Annotated in this window: 18 protein-coding genes and 1 pseudogene; 16 read left to right on the top strand and 3 right to left on the bottom strand. The window is 68.1% G+C overall.

Going from position 1 to position 18,577, the window contains the following annotated elements; genetic code table 11:
• Positions 1 to 90 precede the first annotated feature (90 nt).
• The 3 genes from M3Q35_RS06695 to M3Q35_RS06685 are packed head-to-tail and all read left to right on the top strand — an operon-like array spanning position 91 to position 4,006.
• On the top strand, positions 91 to 1,884 hold the full coding sequence (locus tag M3Q35_RS06695) for a thiamine pyrophosphate-requiring protein (protein ID WP_273940766.1): 1,794 nt from the start codon (positions 91 to 93) through the stop codon (positions 1,882 to 1,884).
• A gap of 29 nt (positions 1,885 to 1,913) precedes the next feature.
• Positions 1,914 to 3,542, top strand: coding sequence for an aa3-type cytochrome oxidase subunit I (ctaD, locus tag M3Q35_RS06690; RefSeq protein ID WP_379794641.1), 1,629 nt, complete (start codon positions 1,914 to 1,916; stop codon positions 3,540 to 3,542).
• Entirely contained in the window at positions 3,539 to 4,006 is a 468-nt protein-coding gene (locus M3Q35_RS06685; RefSeq protein WP_273940765.1) for a DUF6328 family protein, read from the top strand. The genes ctaD and M3Q35_RS06685 overlap by 4 nt, the downstream gene beginning before the upstream one ends.
• Here the strand turns inward: M3Q35_RS06685 and M3Q35_RS06680 are convergent.
• Complete coding sequence (locus M3Q35_RS06680; protein ID WP_337960568.1) at positions 3,988 to 4,551, bottom strand: SRPBCC family protein; 564 nt, start codon at positions 4,549 to 4,551, stop codon at positions 3,988 to 3,990. The genes M3Q35_RS06685 and M3Q35_RS06680 overlap by 19 nt on opposite strands.
• A gap of 3 nt (positions 4,552 to 4,554) precedes the next feature.
• Here M3Q35_RS06680 and M3Q35_RS06675 point away from each other — a divergent pair, with 3 nt between their 5' ends.
• The 11 genes and pseudogenes from M3Q35_RS06675 (at position 4,555) to M3Q35_RS06625 (ending at position 11,755) form a co-directional block, all read left to right on the top strand.
• Complete coding sequence (locus tag M3Q35_RS06675; RefSeq protein WP_273940764.1) at positions 4,555 to 4,992, top strand: hypothetical protein; 438 nt, start codon at positions 4,555 to 4,557, stop codon at positions 4,990 to 4,992.
• Positions 4,989 to 5,243, top strand: a complete 255-nt coding sequence (locus tag M3Q35_RS06670) for a monovalent cation/H+ antiporter complex subunit F (RefSeq protein ID WP_273940763.1) — start codon at positions 4,989 to 4,991, stop codon at positions 5,241 to 5,243. The genes M3Q35_RS06675 and M3Q35_RS06670 overlap by 4 nt, the downstream gene beginning before the upstream one ends.
• A complete protein-coding gene (locus M3Q35_RS06665; protein ID WP_273940762.1) occupies positions 5,240 to 5,521 on the top strand; it encodes a cation:proton antiporter in 282 nt (93 codons plus the stop codon). The genes M3Q35_RS06670 and M3Q35_RS06665 overlap by 4 nt, the downstream gene beginning before the upstream one ends.
• Positions 5,518 to 5,754: a Na(+)/H(+) antiporter subunit B gene (locus M3Q35_RS06660; protein WP_273940761.1), complete on the top strand. Its 237-nt coding sequence runs from the start codon at positions 5,518 to 5,520 to the stop codon at positions 5,752 to 5,754. The genes M3Q35_RS06665 and M3Q35_RS06660 overlap by 4 nt, the downstream gene beginning before the upstream one ends.
• On the top strand, positions 5,751 to 6,485 hold the full coding sequence (locus M3Q35_RS06655) for an MnhB domain-containing protein (protein ID WP_273940760.1): 735 nt from the start codon (positions 5,751 to 5,753) through the stop codon (positions 6,483 to 6,485). The genes M3Q35_RS06660 and M3Q35_RS06655 overlap by 4 nt, the downstream gene beginning before the upstream one ends.
• A complete protein-coding gene (locus M3Q35_RS06650) occupies positions 6,482 to 6,817 on the top strand; it encodes a sodium:proton antiporter (protein WP_273940759.1) in 336 nt (111 codons plus the stop codon). The genes M3Q35_RS06655 and M3Q35_RS06650 overlap by 4 nt, the downstream gene beginning before the upstream one ends.
• Positions 6,814 to 8,595 carry a complex I subunit 5 family protein gene (locus tag M3Q35_RS06645; RefSeq protein ID WP_273940758.1) on the top strand — a complete coding sequence of 594 codons (1,782 nt, stop codon included), beginning with the start codon at positions 6,814 to 6,816 and terminating at the stop codon, positions 8,593 to 8,595. The genes M3Q35_RS06650 and M3Q35_RS06645 overlap by 4 nt, the downstream gene beginning before the upstream one ends.
• 35 nt (positions 8,596 to 8,630) lie before the next feature.
• Complete coding sequence (locus M3Q35_RS06640) at positions 8,631 to 9,650, top strand: SDR family oxidoreductase (protein WP_273940757.1); 1,020 nt, start codon at positions 8,631 to 8,633, stop codon at positions 9,648 to 9,650.
• Positions 9,628 to 10,719: an Rv2629 family ribosome hibernation factor gene (locus M3Q35_RS06635; protein ID WP_273940756.1), complete on the top strand. Its 1,092-nt coding sequence runs from the start codon at positions 9,628 to 9,630 to the stop codon at positions 10,717 to 10,719. Before M3Q35_RS06640 ends, M3Q35_RS06635 begins: the two co-directional genes overlap by 23 nt.
• Before the next feature lie 38 nt (positions 10,720 to 10,757).
• A complete protein-coding gene (locus M3Q35_RS06630; RefSeq protein ID WP_273940755.1) occupies positions 10,758 to 11,165 on the top strand; it encodes a VOC family protein in 408 nt (135 codons plus the stop codon).
• A 3-nt stretch (positions 11,166 to 11,168) separates the two neighbouring features.
• Positions 11,169 to 11,755, top strand: a pseudogene (locus tag M3Q35_RS06625) (HhH-GDP family DNA glycosylase).
• A 12-nt stretch (positions 11,756 to 11,767) separates the two neighbouring features.
• On the opposite strand, the gene M3Q35_RS06620 reads toward M3Q35_RS06625, so the two are convergent.
• Positions 11,768 to 11,911: a hypothetical protein gene (locus M3Q35_RS06620; RefSeq protein WP_273940754.1), complete on the bottom strand. Its 144-nt coding sequence runs from the start codon at positions 11,909 to 11,911 to the stop codon at positions 11,768 to 11,770.
• A gap of 77 nt (positions 11,912 to 11,988) precedes the next feature.
• Here M3Q35_RS06620 and M3Q35_RS06615 point away from each other — a divergent pair, with 77 nt between their 5' ends.
• Complete coding sequence (locus tag M3Q35_RS06615) at positions 11,989 to 14,958, top strand: FAD-binding and (Fe-S)-binding domain-containing protein (protein ID WP_273940753.1); 2,970 nt, start codon at positions 11,989 to 11,991, stop codon at positions 14,956 to 14,958.
• 395 nt (positions 14,959 to 15,353) lie between these two features.
• On the top strand, positions 15,354 to 16,496 hold the full coding sequence (locus M3Q35_RS06610; RefSeq protein WP_273940752.1) for an HNH endonuclease signature motif containing protein: 1,143 nt from the start codon (positions 15,354 to 15,356) through the stop codon (positions 16,494 to 16,496).
• 355 nt (positions 16,497 to 16,851) lie between these two features.
• On the opposite strand, the gene M3Q35_RS06605 is transcribed toward M3Q35_RS06610, so the two are convergent.
• Positions 16,852 to 18,552, bottom strand: coding sequence for a glycoside hydrolase family 15 protein (locus M3Q35_RS06605; protein WP_273944272.1), 1,701 nt, complete (start codon positions 18,550 to 18,552; stop codon positions 16,852 to 16,854).
• Positions 18,553 to 18,577: the final 25 nt, after the last annotated feature.

Genomic DNA, 18,577 nt, shown 5'->3' with positions numbered 1-18,577 from the left:
CCGGGAGTGAAACCGCGAGGCCGGCTGATTCGACGCCGCCGCGCCGGGTATCCGTGCGGCGAACACCGTCACGTCACGCAAGGAGGAATCATGGCCGAGACCGTCGGCGACTACCTGCTGGGACGGCTGCGCGACTGGCAGGTGGACCAGGTCTTCGCCTATCCGGGGGACGGCATCAACGGCATCGTCGCCGCCTTCGGCAAAGCCGACGACACCCCCCGCTTCATCCAGGCCCGGCACGAGGAGATGGCGGCCTTTCAGGCCGTCGGCTACGCCAAGTTCAGCGGCAAGGTCGGCGTGTGCATGGCCACCTCGGGGCCGGGGGCGATTCACCTGCTCAACGGCCTGTACGACGCCAAACTGGACCACGTGCCGGTGGTGGCGATCGTCGGGCAGACCGCGCGCAGCGCCATGGGGGCCAGCTATCAGCAGGAGGTCGACCTCCAGTCGCTGTTCAAGGATGTGGCCAGCGCATACCTGGTCGAGGTCAATGTGCCCGAGCAGCTGCCGAACGCGCTGGACCGGGCCATTCGCACGGCCGAGGCGGAGCGGGCACCGACGGCGCTGATCATTCCGAGTGATCTTCAGGAGCTGCCGTACTCGCCGCCGGGGCACGTGTTCAAGCAGTCGCCGTCCAGCCCGCCGAGCCACCCGCACACCGTCACCGTGCCGGACGCCGCCGAGATCGAGCGGGCCGCCGACGTGATCAACGCCGGCGGCAAGGTGGCCATCCTGGTCGGGCAGGGCGCGCGCGGCGCGGTCGACGAGGTCCGCCAGCTGGCCGAGCTGACCGGCGCCGGTGTGGCCAAAGCGCTGCTGGGCAAGGACGTGCTGCCGGACGATCTGTCCTATGTGACCGGTTCGATCGGTCTGCTGGGCACCCGCCCGAGCTACGAGCTGATGACCGGCTGCGACACGCTGCTGATCATCGGCTCCAACTTCCCGTACTCCCAGTTCCTGCCGGAGTACGGCAAGGCGCGGGCGATCCAGATCGACATCGACGGCAAGTTCATCGGCATGCGCTACCCGACCGAGGTCAACCTGGTCGGCGACGCCAAGGCCACGCTGGCCGCGCTGCTGCCCAAGGTGCGGCGCAAGGACGACCGCAAGTGGCGGGAAACCGTGGAGTCCAACGTGTCCCGCTGGTGGGAGACGATGGAACGCGAGTCCATGGTGTCGGCCGACCCGATCAACCCGATGCGCATCACCTGGGAGCTGTCGTCGCGTATCCCGGACAACGCCATCGTCACCTCGGACTCCGGCTCGGCCGCCAACTGGTACGCCCGCACGCTGCGGATGCGCGGCAACATGCGCGGCTCGCTGTCCGGCACCCTGGCGACCATGGGGCCCGGTGTGCCGTACGCCATCGGGGCCAAGTTCGCGCACCCGGACCGGCCGGCCATCGCGCTCGTCGGCGACGGCGCGATGCAGATGAACGGACTGGCCGAGCTGATCACCATCGCCCGCTATCAGGACCGCTGGTCGGATCCGCGGCTGGTGGTGTGCGTGCTGCACAACAACGACCTCAACCAGGTCACGTGGGAGCTGCGGGCGATGGGCGGCGCGCCCAAGTTCGAGGAGTCCCAGGTGCTGCCGGACATCGACTACGCCGGCGTGGCCCGTTCCTTCGGCCTCGGCGGCATCTCGGTCACCGACCCGGACCGGCTCGGCGCGGCCTGGGACGAGGCGCTGTCGGCCGACCGGCCGGTGCTGCTGGACGTGCACTGCGACCCCAACGTGCCGCCGATCCCGCCGCACGCCACCTTCGAGCAGGTCAAGGCCGCGGCGGAGTCCGTGCTCAAGGGTGACCCGGACGCGTTCGCGCTGGTCACCGAGGGCATCAAGACCAAGTTGCAGGAATTCGTGCCCGGCAGCCGGCGTTGACGACCACCCGCCCGCCCGCTGCCCCGGAGCTGCCGCCGGTGCACGTCCGGCGGCAGCCCAAGGGCAGCGCGCTCGAAGAGACGCTGTTCACCACCGATCACAAGCGGATCGGGGTGATGTACCTCGTCACCACGTTCGGGTTCTTCCTGGTCGGTGGCGCGCTGGCGCTGCTGATGCGCACCGAGCTGGCCCAGCCGGGACTGCAGTTCCTGAGCCAGGAGCAGTACAACCAGCTGTTCACCATGCACGGCACCATCATGCTGCTGCTCTACGCCACGCCGAACGTCTTCGCCTTCGCCAATCTGGTGCTGCCACTGCAAATCGGTGCGCCGGACGTCGCGTTCCCGCGACTCAACGCCCTGTCGTACTGGCTGTACCTGTTCGGCGGGCTGATCGTGCTGTCGGGGTTCGCCACGCCCGGCGGGGCGGCCGATTTCGGGTGGTTCGCCTACGCCCCGCTCAACCAGATGACCTACTCCCCCGGCGTCGGCGGCAATCTCTGGGCCGCCGGTCTGATCGTGTCCGGCCTGAGCACGATCCTCGGCGCGGTCAACATGATCACCACGGTCGTCTGCCTGCGGGCCCCGGGCATGACCATGTTCCGGATGCCCATCTTCACCTGGAACATCCTGTTCACCTCGTTCCTGGTGCTGGCCGCGTTCCCGATCCTGACCGCCGCCCTGTTCGGCCTGCTGGCCGACCGAATACTCGGCGCGCACGTGTACGACCCGGCCAACGGCGGGGCCATCCTGTGGCAGCACCTGTTCTGGTTCTTCGGCCATCCCGAGGTCTACATCGTGGCGCTGCCCTACTTCGGCATCGTCACCGAGATCTTCCCGGTGTTCAGCCGAAAACCGTGCTTCGGCTACCGCGGGCTGGTGTACGCCACCATCGCCATCGCCGGGCTGTCCATGACGGTGTGGGCCCACCACATGTTCGCCACCGGCGCGGTGCTGCTGCCGTTCTTCTCGCTGACCAGCTTCCTGATCGCGGTGCCGACCGGCATCAAGTTCTTCAACTGGATCGGCACCATGTGGAAGGGGCAGCTGACCTTCGAGACGCCGATGCTGTTCGCCATCGGGTTCATGCTGACGTTCCTGTTCGGCGGCCTGTCCGGCGTGCTGCTGGCCTCGCCGCCGCTGGACTTCCACGTCACCGACAGCTACTTCGTCATCGCCCACCTGCACTACGTGCTGTTCGGCACCATCGTGTTCTCCACCTTCGCCGGCGTGTACTTCTGGTTCCCCAAGATCACCGGCCGGATGCTGGACGAGCGGCTGGGCAAGCTGCACTTCTGGACCACGTTCATCGGCTTCCACACCACGTTCCTGGTCCAGCACTGGCTCGGTGCCGAGGGCATGCCCCGCCGCTACGCCGACTACCTCGGCACCGACGGCTTCACCGTGCTGAACTCGATCTCCACGGTCGGCGCGTACATCCTCGGCCTGTCCATGCTGCCGTTCCTGTGGAACGTCATGCGCAGCTACCGGTACGGCGAGATCGTGCACGTCGACGACCCCTGGGGCTTCGGCAACTCACTCGAATGGGCGACGTCGTGCCCGCCGCCGCGGCACAACTTCCACTCGCTGCCCCGGATCCGCTCCGAGCGGCCCGCATTTGACCTGCACTATCCGCACGTCAAAGATTCGGTGGCATGAGCAGTCCCGAACAGGACGAGCACCAGCGGCTGGCCCGCAACGTCGGCGAGCTGCTCCAGGAGCTGCGCGTCGCCCAGAACGGCGTGCAGGTCCTGTTCGGGTTCCTGCTGTCGGTGGTGTTCACCGAGAGCTACCGCCAGGCCGGCGAGTTCGTGCATGTCACGCACGTGGTCGTGGTGATGCTGACGGCGGCCTCGGCCGGCTTCCTGATCGCCCCGGCGGCCTGGCACCGGGTGCTGTTCCGGCGCGGCGCGCGCGAGGCGATCGTGGACCGGGCCAGCCGGTTCGTCATCATCGGGCTGGTGCTGCTGGCCGCGGCCATGGCCGGCACCGTGCTGCTGATCGGCTACGTGGTGTTCGGCGGCATTGTCGGCGGCGTGCTGGGCGGAGTCATCGGGCTGCTGTTCGGGCTGCTGTGGTTCGTCTGGCCCCGGACGTTCGACGCTCAGGCCGGCCCCCGGTAGTCCTCGGGAGCCACGCCAGGCATATCCCCCAGCACAGGATCGGTCTCCGGCGGCTGGTTGGGTAGCGGCTCCTGCGTGGCGTGGGTCTGCGGCTCCATGCTCACCTCGCCGCGCCACCCACCGGTCTCGTGGCCCCGCTTCTCGATGAACTCCTTGAACCGCTTGAGATCCCCGCTGATCCGGTTGTCCACGATGCCCAGCGCGGTGCCGGCCTTCTCGGCCAGCGTGTCCGGCTCGTACTGCATGGCCAGCGCCACCCGGGTGGTGGCCTGGTCGATCGCCTGGAACGTGACGACCCCGCCGTGCGGCGGCCCGCCAACGGTGTTCCACGCGACCAGCTCGTCCGGGTGCTGGGCGACGATCTGGGCGTCGAACTCGCGGAAGACGCCGCCGATCTTGGTCTCCCAGCGGGTGAGCGTGTCGTCCACCTGGATCACCCGTTCGACACCCTCCATGAACTCGGGGAAGGACTCGAACTGGGTCCACTGGTTGTACGCGGTGCGCACCGGGACGTGGACGTCGATGGACTTCTCGATCGTGGTCATGGCGTGCTGAATACCCGCGCCGCCGCCACCCAACCGGGTTTCGGGCGGTCGGCCGCCGGGCATCCGGCGGGCATGTCACGAGCGGTCGAGTCGGTCGTGTGGTGGGCCGTGCTGGTCGGCGTCTGGCTGACCACGCTGAGCACGGTGAACTGGCAGGATCTGCTGGTCGCGGCGGTCTTGGCGGTGCCGTGCGCGATCATCGCGACACTCGTGCGCCAGGTCTACGACGGCCGCTGGCGGCTCTCCAGCGCCTGGCGGCTGCCGGTGGACATCGCCCGCGGCTCCGCCGCCCTGTTCTCGCGCCGGGCCGGGCTGCGGCGGATTCCCGTGTCCACGCTGCGCAAGGGCGTGAAGATGGTCGTGGTGTCGGCCTCGCCGGGCACGGTCGTGCTGGACGACAAGGATGACGCGCTGCTGGTGCACGCCCTGGGGGACGAATGAGCGGCTGGGAGATCGCCACGTTGGCCTTGCTGCTCGGCGGCATGGTCCCGGCGTTGGTGCTGGTGGCCCGGGGCGGCCCGGTGGACCGGCTCGTCGGTCTGGCGCTGGCATCCTCGGTCGGCACGCTGACGCTGCTGGTGATGATCCAGGGCGACGGCCAGTCGAGCTACCTCATCGTGCCGCTCGTGTTGGTGCTGCTGGGTTTCGCCGGCACGCTCGTGTACACCCGGCTGCTGGGGCCGAAGCCGTGATCGCGTGGGTGCTGCTGGCCGCCGGCTGCCTGGTCGTCGTGGCCTCGTCCATCGGCGCGGTGCTGGTGCGGGACTTCTACCGCCGCCTGCACTGGCTGACGCCGGTCACGTCGGTCGGCGGCCCGTTGATCGGCCTGTCCGTGTCGGTGGCCAATGGCTGGGGTTTGACAACAGCTGTTGTCATGCTGACCGTGGTGATCCTCGGGGTCACCGGACCCGTGCTCACCGCGGCGATCGGTCGGACGGCGGCCCAGCAGGACGGGATCGTGCAGTCGTGACGCCGCTACTGGTGGTGGCCTTCCTGCTGGTCGCGGCCGGTGGCACGACCGTGGTGCTGACCCGCGAGCCGTCACGCCAGGCCGTCACGCTGTCGGTCTACGGGATCCTGCTGACGCTGCTGTTCGTGCTGCTTCAGGCCCCGGACGTGGCGCTGTCGCAGGTCGCGGTGGGCTCGGCGGTGGTGCCGTTGATGGTGCTGCTGGCCGTACGCAAGGTGCGGGGCAAGCGGTGACCCGGTCGGCGCGGTGGATCGTGTTCTGGCTCGGCGCCGGCGGCGTCGGGGTGCTGATCGTGTTGGCACTGCTGAAGATGCCGTCGTTCGGCGGGCTCGTGCACCCGTACCGGGAGCTGTCCGTGCCGGCGGCCATCGGCCGGTCCTCGCCGAACATCGTGTCCTCGGTGAACTTCGACCAGCGGGCGCTGGACACCCTCGGCGAAGAGACCATCCTGCTCGGTTCCGTGGTCGGGGCGGCGGCGCTGCTACGGCCGTCCAAGGACGAGCGTGAGCAGCTGGACCAGGACGAGGGCCGCGTGTTGGAGGCGACCAAGCTGCTCGGCTACCTGCTGCTGCCGGTGACGCTGATCGTCGGCGCGGACGTCGTGACCCACGGCCATCTGACGCCCGGCGGCGGCTTCCAGGGCGGTGTCGTGCTGGCCACCGCGGTTCACCTGCTCTACGTGGCCGGGAGCTACAAGATGCTGCGGCGGGTGCGGCCGAAGAGCTGGTACCAGGTCGCCGAAGCGGTGGCCGCGGGGGCGTTCGTGGTCCTCGGGCTCGTCGGATTGCTGCTCACGGGGGCGTTTCTGGCCAACATCTTCCCGCGCGGCGTGCTGGGCGATCTTTTCTCGTCCGGGACCGTGTTCTACCTGAACGTGGCCGTCGGCGCCGAGGTGACCTCCGGCGTTGTCGTGCTGCTGTCGGGATTCCTGGCCCAGGCACTGTCGGTACGGGAGGTCCGATGAGCCTGCTGCCCTATTTCGTCGCCGGTTGGCTGCTGCTGATCGGCTGCTTCGGCGTGGTGCGCAGCCGTGACCTCGTGCACACGGTGGTATGCGTGGCGATCGCCCAGTCCGGGACCTACGTTTTGTTGCTGAGCATAGGTTTCCAGTACGGCGCGTCGGCCCCCGTGCAGGGTGCGCCGGGGCCGGTGGTGGATCCGGTGGTGCAGGCACTGACGCTGACCGACATCGTCGTGTCGGCCACCGTGACGGCGCTGCTGCTGGCGTTGGTGATCCAGATCGCCAAGCGTACCGACACCGTCGACCCGGACGAGCTCGACGAGCTGCGGGGGTGAGCGTGGACCCGAGTTGGCTGCCGCCGCTGGGCATCGCCATCCCGCTGGTCGGCGCGTGCATTGTGTTGGCGCTGGCCAAACTCGCGCCGCGGCTGGTGATCGACGTCGTGGCCATGACAACAACTGTTGTCAGCGTCGGCGCGATGGCACTGCTGTTCGCGGCCACCAGCGCCGGCCGGGTGGTGACGTGGGTCGGCGGGTGGACACCCCGTGACGGCACCAGCGTGGGCATCGTGCTGGCCGCGGACCAGATCGGGGCCGGTTTCGCGCTGCTGGCCTGCGTGCTGACGGCGTGCGCGCTGAGCTACACCTGGCGCTACTTCGACGACGCCGAGGCCCACGTGCACGTGCTGATCCTGCTGTTCATGGCCGGCATGGTCGGGTTCTCCCTGACCGCCGACCTGTTCGACCTGTTCGTGTTCCTGGAACTCATGAGCGCCACCGCCTACGCGCTGACCGGGCACAAGATCGAGGAGCCGCGGTCGGTGCAGGGCGGCTTCACCTTCGGCGTGGTCACGTCGCTGGGCGCGTACTTCACGTTGGCCGGCATCGGAATTCTGTACGCGCGGACCGGCCAGCTCGGCATGCCGCAGATCGGCGCCGCCCTCGACCGGCACGGCATGGACGCGCTGGTGTTGGCGGCGTTGGTGTTGGTGCTGACCGGTTTTCTGGTCAAGGCGGCGATCGTGCCGTTCCACTTCTGGCTGGCCGACGCCCACGCCGTCGCCCCGACGCCGGTGTGCGTACTGTTCTCCGGCGTGATGGCCCCGCTCGGGCTCTACGGGGTGCTGCGCGTGTCAACGACCGTGTTCGGCGGCGTGCTGCCTGCTGGCTCTTTGCACGGGACCTTGTTGGTGCTCGGCATCATCACGGCTGCTTTGGGGGCCACGTTGTGCCTGATGCAACGGCATCTCAAGCGCATGCTGGCCTACTCGACGATCGCCCACCTCGGGCTGTTTTTGGTCGCCTTGGCCACGGTGACGGCGTCGGGCGTCGCCGGGGCCGTGATCTACGTGTTCGGGCACGCCGGTGTGAAGGGCGCGTTGTTCCTGATGGTCGGCGTGTTGTTGGCCCGTAAAGGAAACGTCGACGAGTTCGCGCTGTACTGCAAGGGCCGCGACGAACGGCTGACCAAGTGGTTGCTGCCATTGGGGGCGCTGGCGCTGGCCGGGCTACCGCCGTTCGGGACCGGGCTGGGCAAGGCGCTCAGCGAGGAGTCCAGCGGTCTCATCGTGCTGTTCGTGCTGGTTTCGGCGGCCACCGGTGGCGCGGTGTTGCGGGCATCGCTGCGGATTCACTTCGGATTGGGGCCACGGCCGGACGACACCGACGTCGACACCACCAAGGGCGAGGGCGAGGAGCAGGAAGGCCGCTTCCCGCAACGACTTCCGGCGACCATGATCGGCGCGATCGTGGCGCTGCTGACCGGTGGGCTGCTGGTCGGGCTCGTGCCGATGGAGGCCATCGGCGAAGGGGCGCAACGGTTCTTGGACCGCGCCGGGATGCTCGCCCAGACATTGGGCGGGGCTCCGGCCTCCGCGATCGGCAGTGTCGACGTCGAGTGGACGTGGTCGGGCGTCGTGTTGGGGCTGCTCAGCGCTGCCCTGGCCGTGGGCATCGGCTTTGTCGGCGTCCACTTCGGACTTGGCCGGTTGCGGGCCGCGCTGAAGACGCCGTTGCACGTGGTGCACCGCCTGCACTCCGGCCACGTCGGCGACTACGCGGCGTGGCTGGTGTTCGGCATGGCCGCCGTCGGGGCGCTGTTCGTGATCACGTGATGGATACTCGGCGGCGCGCTGGGTACCCGTAGGACATGGATCGAGTCGTTGTGATCACAGGGGCCACCGGAGGTGTGGGCCGCGCGACGGCACGGGCGTTCGCCGAATGCGGCGACCGGGTCGCGCTGCTGGCCAGAGGCGAAGCCGGGCTGGCCGCGGCGGCCGAGGACGTGCGGCAGGCCGGCGGCACGCCACTGCCGATACCGGTCGACGTGGCCGACGCGGCGCAGGTCGAGGAGGCCGCGACCGCCGTGGAAACGGCGTTCGGGCCGATCGACGTGTGGGTCAACGATGCGTTCACCTCGGTGTTCGCGCCGGCCGACGAGATCAGCGCCGATGAGTACCGCCGCGTCACCGAGGTCACGTACCTGGGGTACGTGCACGGGACGCTGGCCGCCTTGAAACGTATGAAACCCCGCAACCGGGGCACCATCGTGCAGGTCGGATCCGCACTGGCACACCGGGGAATTCCGTTGCAGGCGGCCTATTGCGCGTCCAAGCATGCCGTGAAGGGCTTCACCGAGGCGCTGCGCTGCGAGCTCATGCACGACCACAGCGGCGTGCACGTGACGATGGTGCACCTGCCGGCCGTCAACACGCCGCAGTTCGACTGGCTGCTGTCCCGGCTGCCGCGCCCGGCCCAGCCCGTGCCGCCGATCTACCAGCCCGAGGTCGCCGCTCGGGCGATCGTGCACGCCGCCGCCCATCCGCGCCGGCGGGAGTACTGGGTCGGCGGTTCGACCGTCGGCACCATCGTCGGCGAGAAACTGGCCGGCGGGCTGCTGGACCGCTACCTCGCCCGTACCGGCTACGACGCGCAGCAGGTGGACCGCACACCGCCGCGCTCCGGGCCCAACCTGTGGGAGGCGGCCGACCGGCAGCTGGACCACGGCGCCCACGGGGCGTTCGACGACAAGGCCAAGCCGCGCAGCCGGCAGTGGTGGCTGAACTCGCACCGCAACGCGCTGGTCGCCGGCGCGGCCGCGACGACCGCGCTGCTGCTGCGCCGCCGAGCCCATCGAAAGGGAGACAATGGAGACGACCCAGCTACGTGACCTGATCACCGCCCCCGGCGCGTTCGCGTCCGTCTACCTGGACGCGAGCCACGACACCGAGGACGCCGAGCACACCACGCAGCTGCGCTGGCAGGAGATCCGCGCCGGGCTCGATGCGCAAGGCGCGGACGGGCCGACCGTGCAGGAGCTGGAGAACGCCATCGTCGCCGGGGCCAAGCCCGTCGGCCGGGTCGGCCGGGCGGTGATCGCCTCGGCCGGGCGGGTGCTGCTCGACACCTGGCTGCCGGTGCCGCCGGCCACGCCGATCGTGCGCTGGTCCTCGCTGCCGTACCTGCTGCCGCTGGCCGCCCAGAACGTGCCGCCGGTGGCGTATGTCGTCGTGATCATGGACCGGGTCGGCGCCGACCTTCGTGGCTACGCCGATTCCGGCGAGCTGGCCACCCGGGCCACCGTTGACGGCACGGACCATCCGATCCACAAGGTCTCCGGCACCGGTTGGTCGCACCTCAAGATGCAGCACCGGGTCGAGAACACCGCCCGTAACAACGCGGCCGAGGTCGCCGACGCCGTCGCGCACATGGTCGACGAGTTGCAGGCTCAGCTGGTCGTCATCGCGGCCGAGGTGCAGGCGCGGGCCGACCTGCGGGAGTCGCTGCCCAAGCGGGTGTTGGAGATCGCCGTCGACACCCAGACCGGTGGGCGGGCCGAGGGCATCGACGAGGCCGCGCTGGAGTCCGAGGTGCGGTTGATCGTCGAGGACTACGCTCGGGCGGCCCAGCAGACCTGGGTCGACAAGTTCGCCGCCGAGCTCGCTCGGGACAGCGGTCTGGCCGTGCAGGGCTTGGAAGCCGTGACCGCCGCGTTGCGGGAGGCTCGGGCCGAGACTTTGGTCCTCACGGACTCGCTGGCCGCCGACCGTCCACTGTGGACCACCGATGGCTTGGCCCAGGTGGCCGTGACCTCCGACGGCTTGGTCGAGGACGAGACCGTCCGGCAGCGGGCCGACGAGGCCCTTCCGGCCGCCGCATCCGTGTCCGGGGCCAGCGTGGTGGTGCCCGACGGGCACCTGGAGCTGACCGACGGCGTAGGGGCGCTACTGCGGTACTGACGAGTTTCGTGAGCGGTCACCCGAGGTAACCCGATCGTATGGTGACTCACATCGTCGCGACCACCATCGACTGCGCCGACCCGGCGCGGTTGGCGGGATTCTGGTCGGCGGTACTCGGGTATCAGACCGTCCAGTCCGGGAACAGCACGGACGGCACCGCGTTCGTCGAGATCGGCCCGTCCGACTGGGACACCGCCGGCGGCGCCGCCGTGCTGTTCGAGCAGGTCGCGGACGTGCCGCCGAAGACCGGCAAGAACCGCGTCCACCTCGACGTCGCCGCCGCGCCCGGCCGGCACCGCATCGAGATCGAGCGCATCCTCGCCCTCGGCGCCAGCCGCGTCGACATCGGTCAGCGCAACGACGAGCCGTGGACCGTGTTGGCCGATCCCGAGGGCAACGAGTTCTGCGTCCTCAACCGGGACGAGCAGACCGACGTTCGGGGGTGAGCCGTGCCGAACCGACAGACCACCGTCCGGCAGTTGCTCGACCGGTTCGGCACCACCTATGCGGATGAGGCCGGCATCACTTTGCGTGACAAGCCTTCTCCGCTCTACCAGCTGCTGGTTCTGGCCACTTTGCTGTCCGCCCGGATCCGGGCGGACATCGCCTTGTCCGCTGCGCGGGAGCTGTTCGCCGCCGGCTTGCGGACGCCGCAGCGGATGCTCGACGCCACGTGGCAGGAGCGGGTCGACGCGCTCGGCCGTGGCGGATACGTGCGTTACGACGAGAGCACCGCCACCCGGCTGGGTGAGGGGCGCGGCTGCTACTCGAGTCGTATCGGGGGGATCTGCGGCGGATGCGGTCGCCGCACCGGGAGATCCAGCAGTTCTCCGGCATCGCCGATGTCGGGGCCGACATCTTCTGCCGGGAGGTCCAGGCGGTGTGGCCCCGGTTGCGGCCATTCTTCGACCAGCGGGCGTTGGCCGCCGCTCGTCACCACGGCCTGCCGGCGGATCCGAGGGAATTGGCCACGCTGGTCAAGCCGGACCAGGTCGCCAGCCTCGCCGCCGCCTTGGTCCGCTCGACGCTGAAGTGAGTGTCGATCGGGTCAGTCCAAACCCCGCAGCACGTTGGGCTCTTCCTCGCCGTCGGCGAGTCGGCCGAGGAACGCGTCGGCCCAGCCTCTGGGCAGCAGTAGCTCCGGTTCGTCCGGAATTGGCCGCGGTTGGTCGGCCACCGTCTTGTCAGCCATGTTTCCTCCTTGTGCTGAAGGGAAATCCTGGCCTTGAAATACCCGTTCGAACGTGCTTGACACCTCGAGGAGGTCCGGTGGAGCTGGCGGCGGAACTGCGCAGGGCGGTGAAGGGTGAAGTCCGGTTCGACGCCGGGAGCAGGGCCGCCTACTCCACCGACGCCTCCAACTACCGGCAGGTGCCGATCGGTGTCGTGGTGCCGAAAACCGTGGAGGACGCGGTCCGGGCGATCCGGGTGTGCCACGAAGCGGGGGTGCCGGTGCTGTCGCGGGGCGGCGGAACGAGCCTGGCGGGTCAGTGCTGCAACGAGGCCGTTGTGCTGGATTGGTCGAAGTACTGCACGCGGCTGGTGTCGGTGGACGTGGCGGAGAAGACCTGCGTCGTGGAGCCGGGGATCGCCCTGGACGAGCTGAACAACCAGCTGTCCAGCCACGAGCTGATGGTCGGACCCAAGCCGTCGACGCACGTCAGCTGCACGATCGGCGGCATGGTCGGCAACAACTCCTGCGGATCGACCGCGCAGGCGTACGGCAAGATGGTCGACTCGGTGGTGCGGCTGGAGATCCTCACGCATGACGGCTGCCGTGCGTGGGTGGGCGAAACGTCGGACGAAGAGTACGAGTGGATCGTGGCGGCGGGTGGGCGGCTGGCGGAGCTGTATCAAGGGCTGCGGAAGCTGCGCGACGACTACATGTCTGACATCCGCACGCGGTACCCGAAGATTCCGCGCCGGGTCTCCGGTTACAACCTGGACTCGCTGCTGCCGGAGAGTGGGTTCAATGTGGCGAAAGCCCTGGTGGGTAGCGAAAGCACGCTGGTGACGGTGCTCCGGGTGGAGACCAAGCTGGTGGATGTGCTGCCGGCGCGGACGCTGGTGGTGCTGGGCTTCTCGGACATCACGAAAGCGGCTGACTGTGTGCCGGCGATCCTGCCGCACAAGCCGGTGGCGCTGGAAGGCGTGGACGAACAGCTGGTCCAGCTGGAACACAGCGAGCATCTGGCGCAGGAGGCGATCAAGCAGCTGCCGAAGGGTAGCGGCTGGCTGATGGTGCAGTTCGCCGGGAAAGATCAGGAAGCGGTTGACCGGCAGGCTCAGGAGCTGTGTGACGACCTGCACCGCAAGCCGAATGCTCCAGATGTGTCCTTTTTGGATGATCCGGCACGTGAGGAAGAGCTGTGGCAGGCCAGGGAAGCGGGGCTCGGCGCTACGGCCTATCCGCCGGAGGGTCCGGAAACGCATGAGGGCTGGGAAGATGCGGCGGTGCCGCCGGAGAAGCTTGGTGACTATCTGCGGGACTTCCGGGATTTGATGGAGCGGTACGAGTACGAGAACGCTTCGCTGTATGGGCACTTTGGTCAAGGCTGCGTGCATACCCGAATTCCGTTCGATCTGAAGTCGGCGGAGGGGGTGGCCAAGTACCGGCGGTTTGCCAAGGACAGCGCGGAGCTGGTGGTGTCGTACGGCGGGTCGTTGTCCGGTGAGCATGGGGACGGGCAGTCGCGAGGTGAACTGCTGCCGCTGATGTTCGGGCCGCGGGTGGTGGAGGCGTTCGGCAAGGTCAAGGCCCTGTTTGATCCGGATGATTTGATGAACCCGGGCAAGGTCGTGCACCCGCACCGGCTGGACGAGAACCTGCGGCAGGGCAGTGGTTATCGACCGTGGGAGCCGGCGACGCACTTCTCGTTCCCGGAGGATGACCACCGGTTCGCCAATGCTGCGGCGCGGTGCGTTGGTGTGGGGAAATGCCGTGGGCACGAGAGTGGCGTGATGTGCCCTAGCTATCGGGCTACCCGCGAGGAGGAACACTCCACGCGGGGGCGGGCGCGGCTGCTGTTCGAGATGCTCAACGGGGAGGTCATCCAAGACGGCTGGAAGTCGCAGGCGGTGCATGACGCGCTGGATCTTTGCCTGGCGTGCAAGGGATGTCAGAGCGACTGTCCGGTGAATGTGGACATGGCCACGTACAAGGCGGAGTTCCTGTCGCACCACTATGAGGGCAAGCTTCGGCCGCGGTCGCATTACTCGATGGGGTGGCTGCCGTTGTGGGCGCGGTTGGCGGCGGTGGCGCCGAGCCTGGTCAACGCCGTGTCGAACTTGCGGGCGGTCAAGGCGCTCGGCGGCATCGCTCGGGAGCGTGAGGTTCCGTTCTTTGCGCGGCGAAGGCTGGTTGCGCGGCTGGAGGGGCGGACCAGTCCGGCTGGGCAGCGCGGGAAGGTGCTGCTGTGGCCGGACACGTTCACGAACAACTTCCACCCGGCGATCGGTGTGGCTGCGGTGCAGGTGTTGGAGGCGGCGGGGTTTGAGGTGATCACGCCGGGCAGGACTGTCTGCTGTGGACTGACGTGGATCTCTACCGGGCAGCTTTCCGTGGCGGCGAGGGTGGCCCGCCGGACGTTGGAGACGCTGAAGCCGCAACTGCGGGATGGCACGCCGATCGTGGTGCTGGAGCCTAGTTGTGCGGCGGTGTTCCGGGATGACCTGCCCAATCTGCTGCACGGTGACCAGGATGCGCATCGGTTGGCGAAGCAGACCAAGACGCTGGCGGAGCTGCTGACGGAGCGGGCGCCGGACTGGCGGCCGCCGGTGGTGGGGCGGCGGGCGGTGGCGCAGCCGCACTGTCACCACCATGCGGTGCTGGGGTTCGATACTGACGAGAAGCTGATGCGGCAGTACGGGATCGATATTGACGTGCTTGATGCTGGATGTTGTGGGTTGGCCGGGAACTTCGGGTTTGAACAAGAGCACTACGACGTGTCCATGGCTTGTGCTGAGGACAAGCTGCTGCCGTCGCTGCGGCAGGCCGGGGCTGAGACGCTGGTGCTGGCGGATGGGTTCAGCTGCCGGACGCAGATCGATCAGTCGGATGTGAACCAGCGGCCGATGCATTTGGCTGAAGTGCTTGCGGCCGCGCTCCACGGGACGACGCCGGAGGCTGAGCGGCCGACCGCGCCGGGCAGGGCGGCGCGGACGGCGGCGCTGGCGGGGGCCGCTGTTGCCGCAGCGGTGGGACCCGTGGTGGCGTGGTTGTATCGGCGCTCGCGCTGAGCGCTGTGGGAGGAGACGGGCTCCGGTGGTTTGGGGTTTGGCCGCCGGGGCTCGTTTTCTGGGTCTGCTTACCGACACGCTTGTGTCGGATGGCCCGTGTGTGCCATTCGGGGCAGGGGTTGGGTGTGGTTGACGGGGGAGGGGATTTATTCGGTGTGGTCGCGTGGATTTGGTGTGGAGCCTCTGCGCGATGGCCCAAGGGCTAAAAGCGGGCAGGACGAGCCTGCCCTTGGCCTGTCAATTGTACGCCATCGCGCCCCTCCACACAAAATCCACGCGACTAATCGGAGTTGCCGTGTTGTGGTGTGGCGGGAGGAAAGAAAAGCCTTTCTGCCTGGCGGGATTCACCCGTTAGGGATTCGTGTTCGATCTTGTGTTCGAGTATTCTCAGAAGTATGGAACTCACTCGCGAGATCGAGAACAGGGAACCCACCGGGGCCATGTTCGATCTGGTGGTGGGTATGGATCCGGCGAGCCTGACCCAAGAACAGTTGGTTAGTTTTGTGGCGGTGGCCCGGAAGGTGCGGGCGGTGTGTGAATGGGCTGAGCATGAGGCTCTCAACCACATTGATGACCTGACTGAGTTGGCGATGGCGACGAAGGTGTCGGAGCCGGCGCTGGCTCGGTCCCAGGAGATCGCCGCTGCCCTGGAGACTCACCCTGCGCTGGCGGCGCGGTTCCGCCGGGGAGAGATCGACCTCGCCCGGTTCGCGGCGGTCCACGAGCGGACCCGCCACCTCTCGGTCCCTGCGCAGGTCGCCGAAGTCGACCAGGCTCTGGCCGAGGAGGCCGGCGGTATGACTCGGACTCAGGTGTGCCGCAAGGCCACCGCGCTGGTCGCGAAGGCCGATCCGGATGGTTATGAGCAGCGCTGCCACAAGGCCAAAGACGACCGGCAGGTCGGAGTCTCGGCCTTGCCCGACGGCATGGCCAAACTGACCTGGATCCTCCCCGCCGCCGAGGCCCACCAGTTGTTCCAGCAGATCTGCGCCGACGCGAAGTCACTGCCGAAGGACGAGCGCACCACCGACCAGAAGCGCTCCGATGTGCTCTGGGATCGTCTGCGGGGCAAGCACACCAACTGGAACGTGCGCACCTTCGTGACGATCTCGATGGAGACCCTGCTGGGCCTCACCAATGACCCCGGTCAGCTCGCCGGCTACGGCCCGATCGCGGCCGAGGCAGCCCGCGAACTCGCGATGCACGGCCCGTTCCGAGGGCTCCTCCTCGACGAGTACCAGCAGATCTCCGCGATCAGCACCGACACCTACCGGCCCACGGCGCTAATGAAGGAGACGTCCGTTGCTCAGGCTGGCGGGACCTGCACCGCACCCGGCTGCACCCTGCCCATCCAGGAACACGACCACATCACCCCCTGGCCCACGGGCCGCACCCAAGCCACCAACCTCCAAGGCCTGTGTACCTGGCACCACCACCGCAAACACGACAACTACACAGTGACCCAGGATTCAGACGGCACCACCCACTGGATCACACCAGCCGGCCGCCACTACACCACCCGCCCCATGCGGCACTAACCAGGCAACGGACACCGGGAAAGGACCTCCCACAGCCACCACAAAAAGAGTGCACAGCGGGAGCCAAAACCCAGCCACCACCATCCCCTTCACACCCCGATCGCCAAATCCCCGAATTGGGTCGATTTTGTGTGGAGGGGCGCGATGGCGTACAATTGACAGGCCAAGGGCAGGCTCGTCCTGCCCGCTTTTAGCCCTTGGGCCATCGCGCAGAGGCTCCACACCAAATCGACCCATAACCCGAAGAACCCCGCGAAACTACGCAGCACGCGCACCAACCCAACCCCCACAAAGGGCGGGCGGGCGGGCGGGCCACCAAACCCAACCCACAAACCCACCCCAAAACAACCCCCACTCACCCCACCCAATCCCGCCCCAACCGAACCGAACACTCCAACAACATCCCATGCACAAACGCCTGTGGCAAATTCCCCCTCAACTGCCGCTCCCGAACATCATATTCCTCCGTAAACAACCCCGGCGGCCCACAAGACGCCCGATTCCGCTCAAACCGCCTCCCGGCCTCCACCGCCTCCCCCTGCTGATGCTCAGCCAACGCCAACCAGAACCCACACACCAGAAACGCCCCCTCAGCCGCCCCCAGATCCCGGTCGTCGTGCCGAAACCGGTACACATACCCATCCCGAGCAAGACCCTCCCGAACCGCCCGCACGGTCGCCACGCTCCGAGGGTCATCGGCCGGCACCGCCCCCCGAAGCGCCGCCAACAGCAGCGAAGCATCAACGGACTCATCGTCAACCGACCGCTGCCAGTACCCGTCCCGATGCAACGAACTACGGGTCGTCTCCGCCAGAATCGCATCAGCCAGCGTCGAACACCGACTTGCCATCGTGAACCGAGCGACGCGACGCAACCCAGCAACACACACCAGGTTCGAATGCGTCCACGACCGCTCGTCCAGCTCCCATACCCCAGCCTCGGTCCTCTGCCACTCCCCCTCAACCGCGTCAACCGCGATCCGCAGCGCCCGCTCAGCCTCAGCAGTCAGATGATCATGCTCAGCCGCCGCCCCGAACAGCAGCATCGCCTCGCCGAACGCGTCCAGCTGGAACTGGTGCCGAACCCGGTTCCCCACCCGATCAGACCCACCGGGATACCCCGGCAGATCCAGCCCCCGCTGATCCGGAATCTGCCCACCGAAAACCGTATACGCCGGCTTCAGCGCAGGCCCGTCCTCGATCAGCCGCTCCGCCACGAACCGAACGGCGTCGTCCATCAACCGATGCGGCCCATGAGCAGCGACAGCCTCACCCACGTAGCACTGGTCCCGAATCCAGGCATACCGGTAGTCGTAGTCACCCCCGAGCTCAGCCCGTTCCGGCAACGATGTCGTAGCCGCCGCAACCATTCCCCCCGACCCCGCAGTCAGTCCACCGAGGACCGCGTACGCGTGCGCAGTATCGTCCGGCACCAACGTGTCCGAGCAATCCGGCACGGCTTCCCGCCACCCATGCTCGGTCTCCTGCCAGCACAATCGCGGATCCGGCGGCGCCTCGTCGAACGGCCGGTCGGACACCTCCAGCATGAAGTCGTAGTGCTGCCCGGCATCCACCCGCACCAACCCGTCAACGGCCCCGCTCCACCGAATCCACAGTGGACCGCTACGCATCGTCCACACGTCGCCGTCGCGCCGGACAACATCCACATCCGCACGGCCGAAGTCGGCCGCCGGCCGGCACCGCACCCGCATCTCAACCGGCCGATCCCCCGCCAGCACGCGACGCAGCAACACCGCCCGATGCGGATCAGCCGGCAACGCCAAGGCTTCCCGACACTCGACGATGGTGTCCCGGGTACTCCACCGGCTGTGCCAGATCAACGTCCCGGACTCGTAATACCCGCCCCACACGTGCCACGGGTCGGCCGGCACCACCTGGTAGTACCCGCCGCCGCCCACCAGCGCCCCGAACACGGCGTCATCGTGCCAACTGGGTGCACACATCCACGCCACACAGCCCTGCGGGTCGATCAGCGCGCCGCGTTCGCCGTCCGCGACCAACGCGTACTCCCGCAGGACGTGTGGAATGCAGTCCATTCCGTCCACACCGGACGGATACCCA

The sequence above is a fragment of the Kutzneria chonburiensis genome, from assembly GCF_028622115.1.
In the GTDB taxonomy this organism is placed as follows: domain Bacteria; phylum Actinomycetota; class Actinomycetes; order Mycobacteriales; family Pseudonocardiaceae; genus Kutzneria; species Kutzneria chonburiensis.
This window is presented reverse-complemented; position numbering and strand designations above follow the sequence as displayed.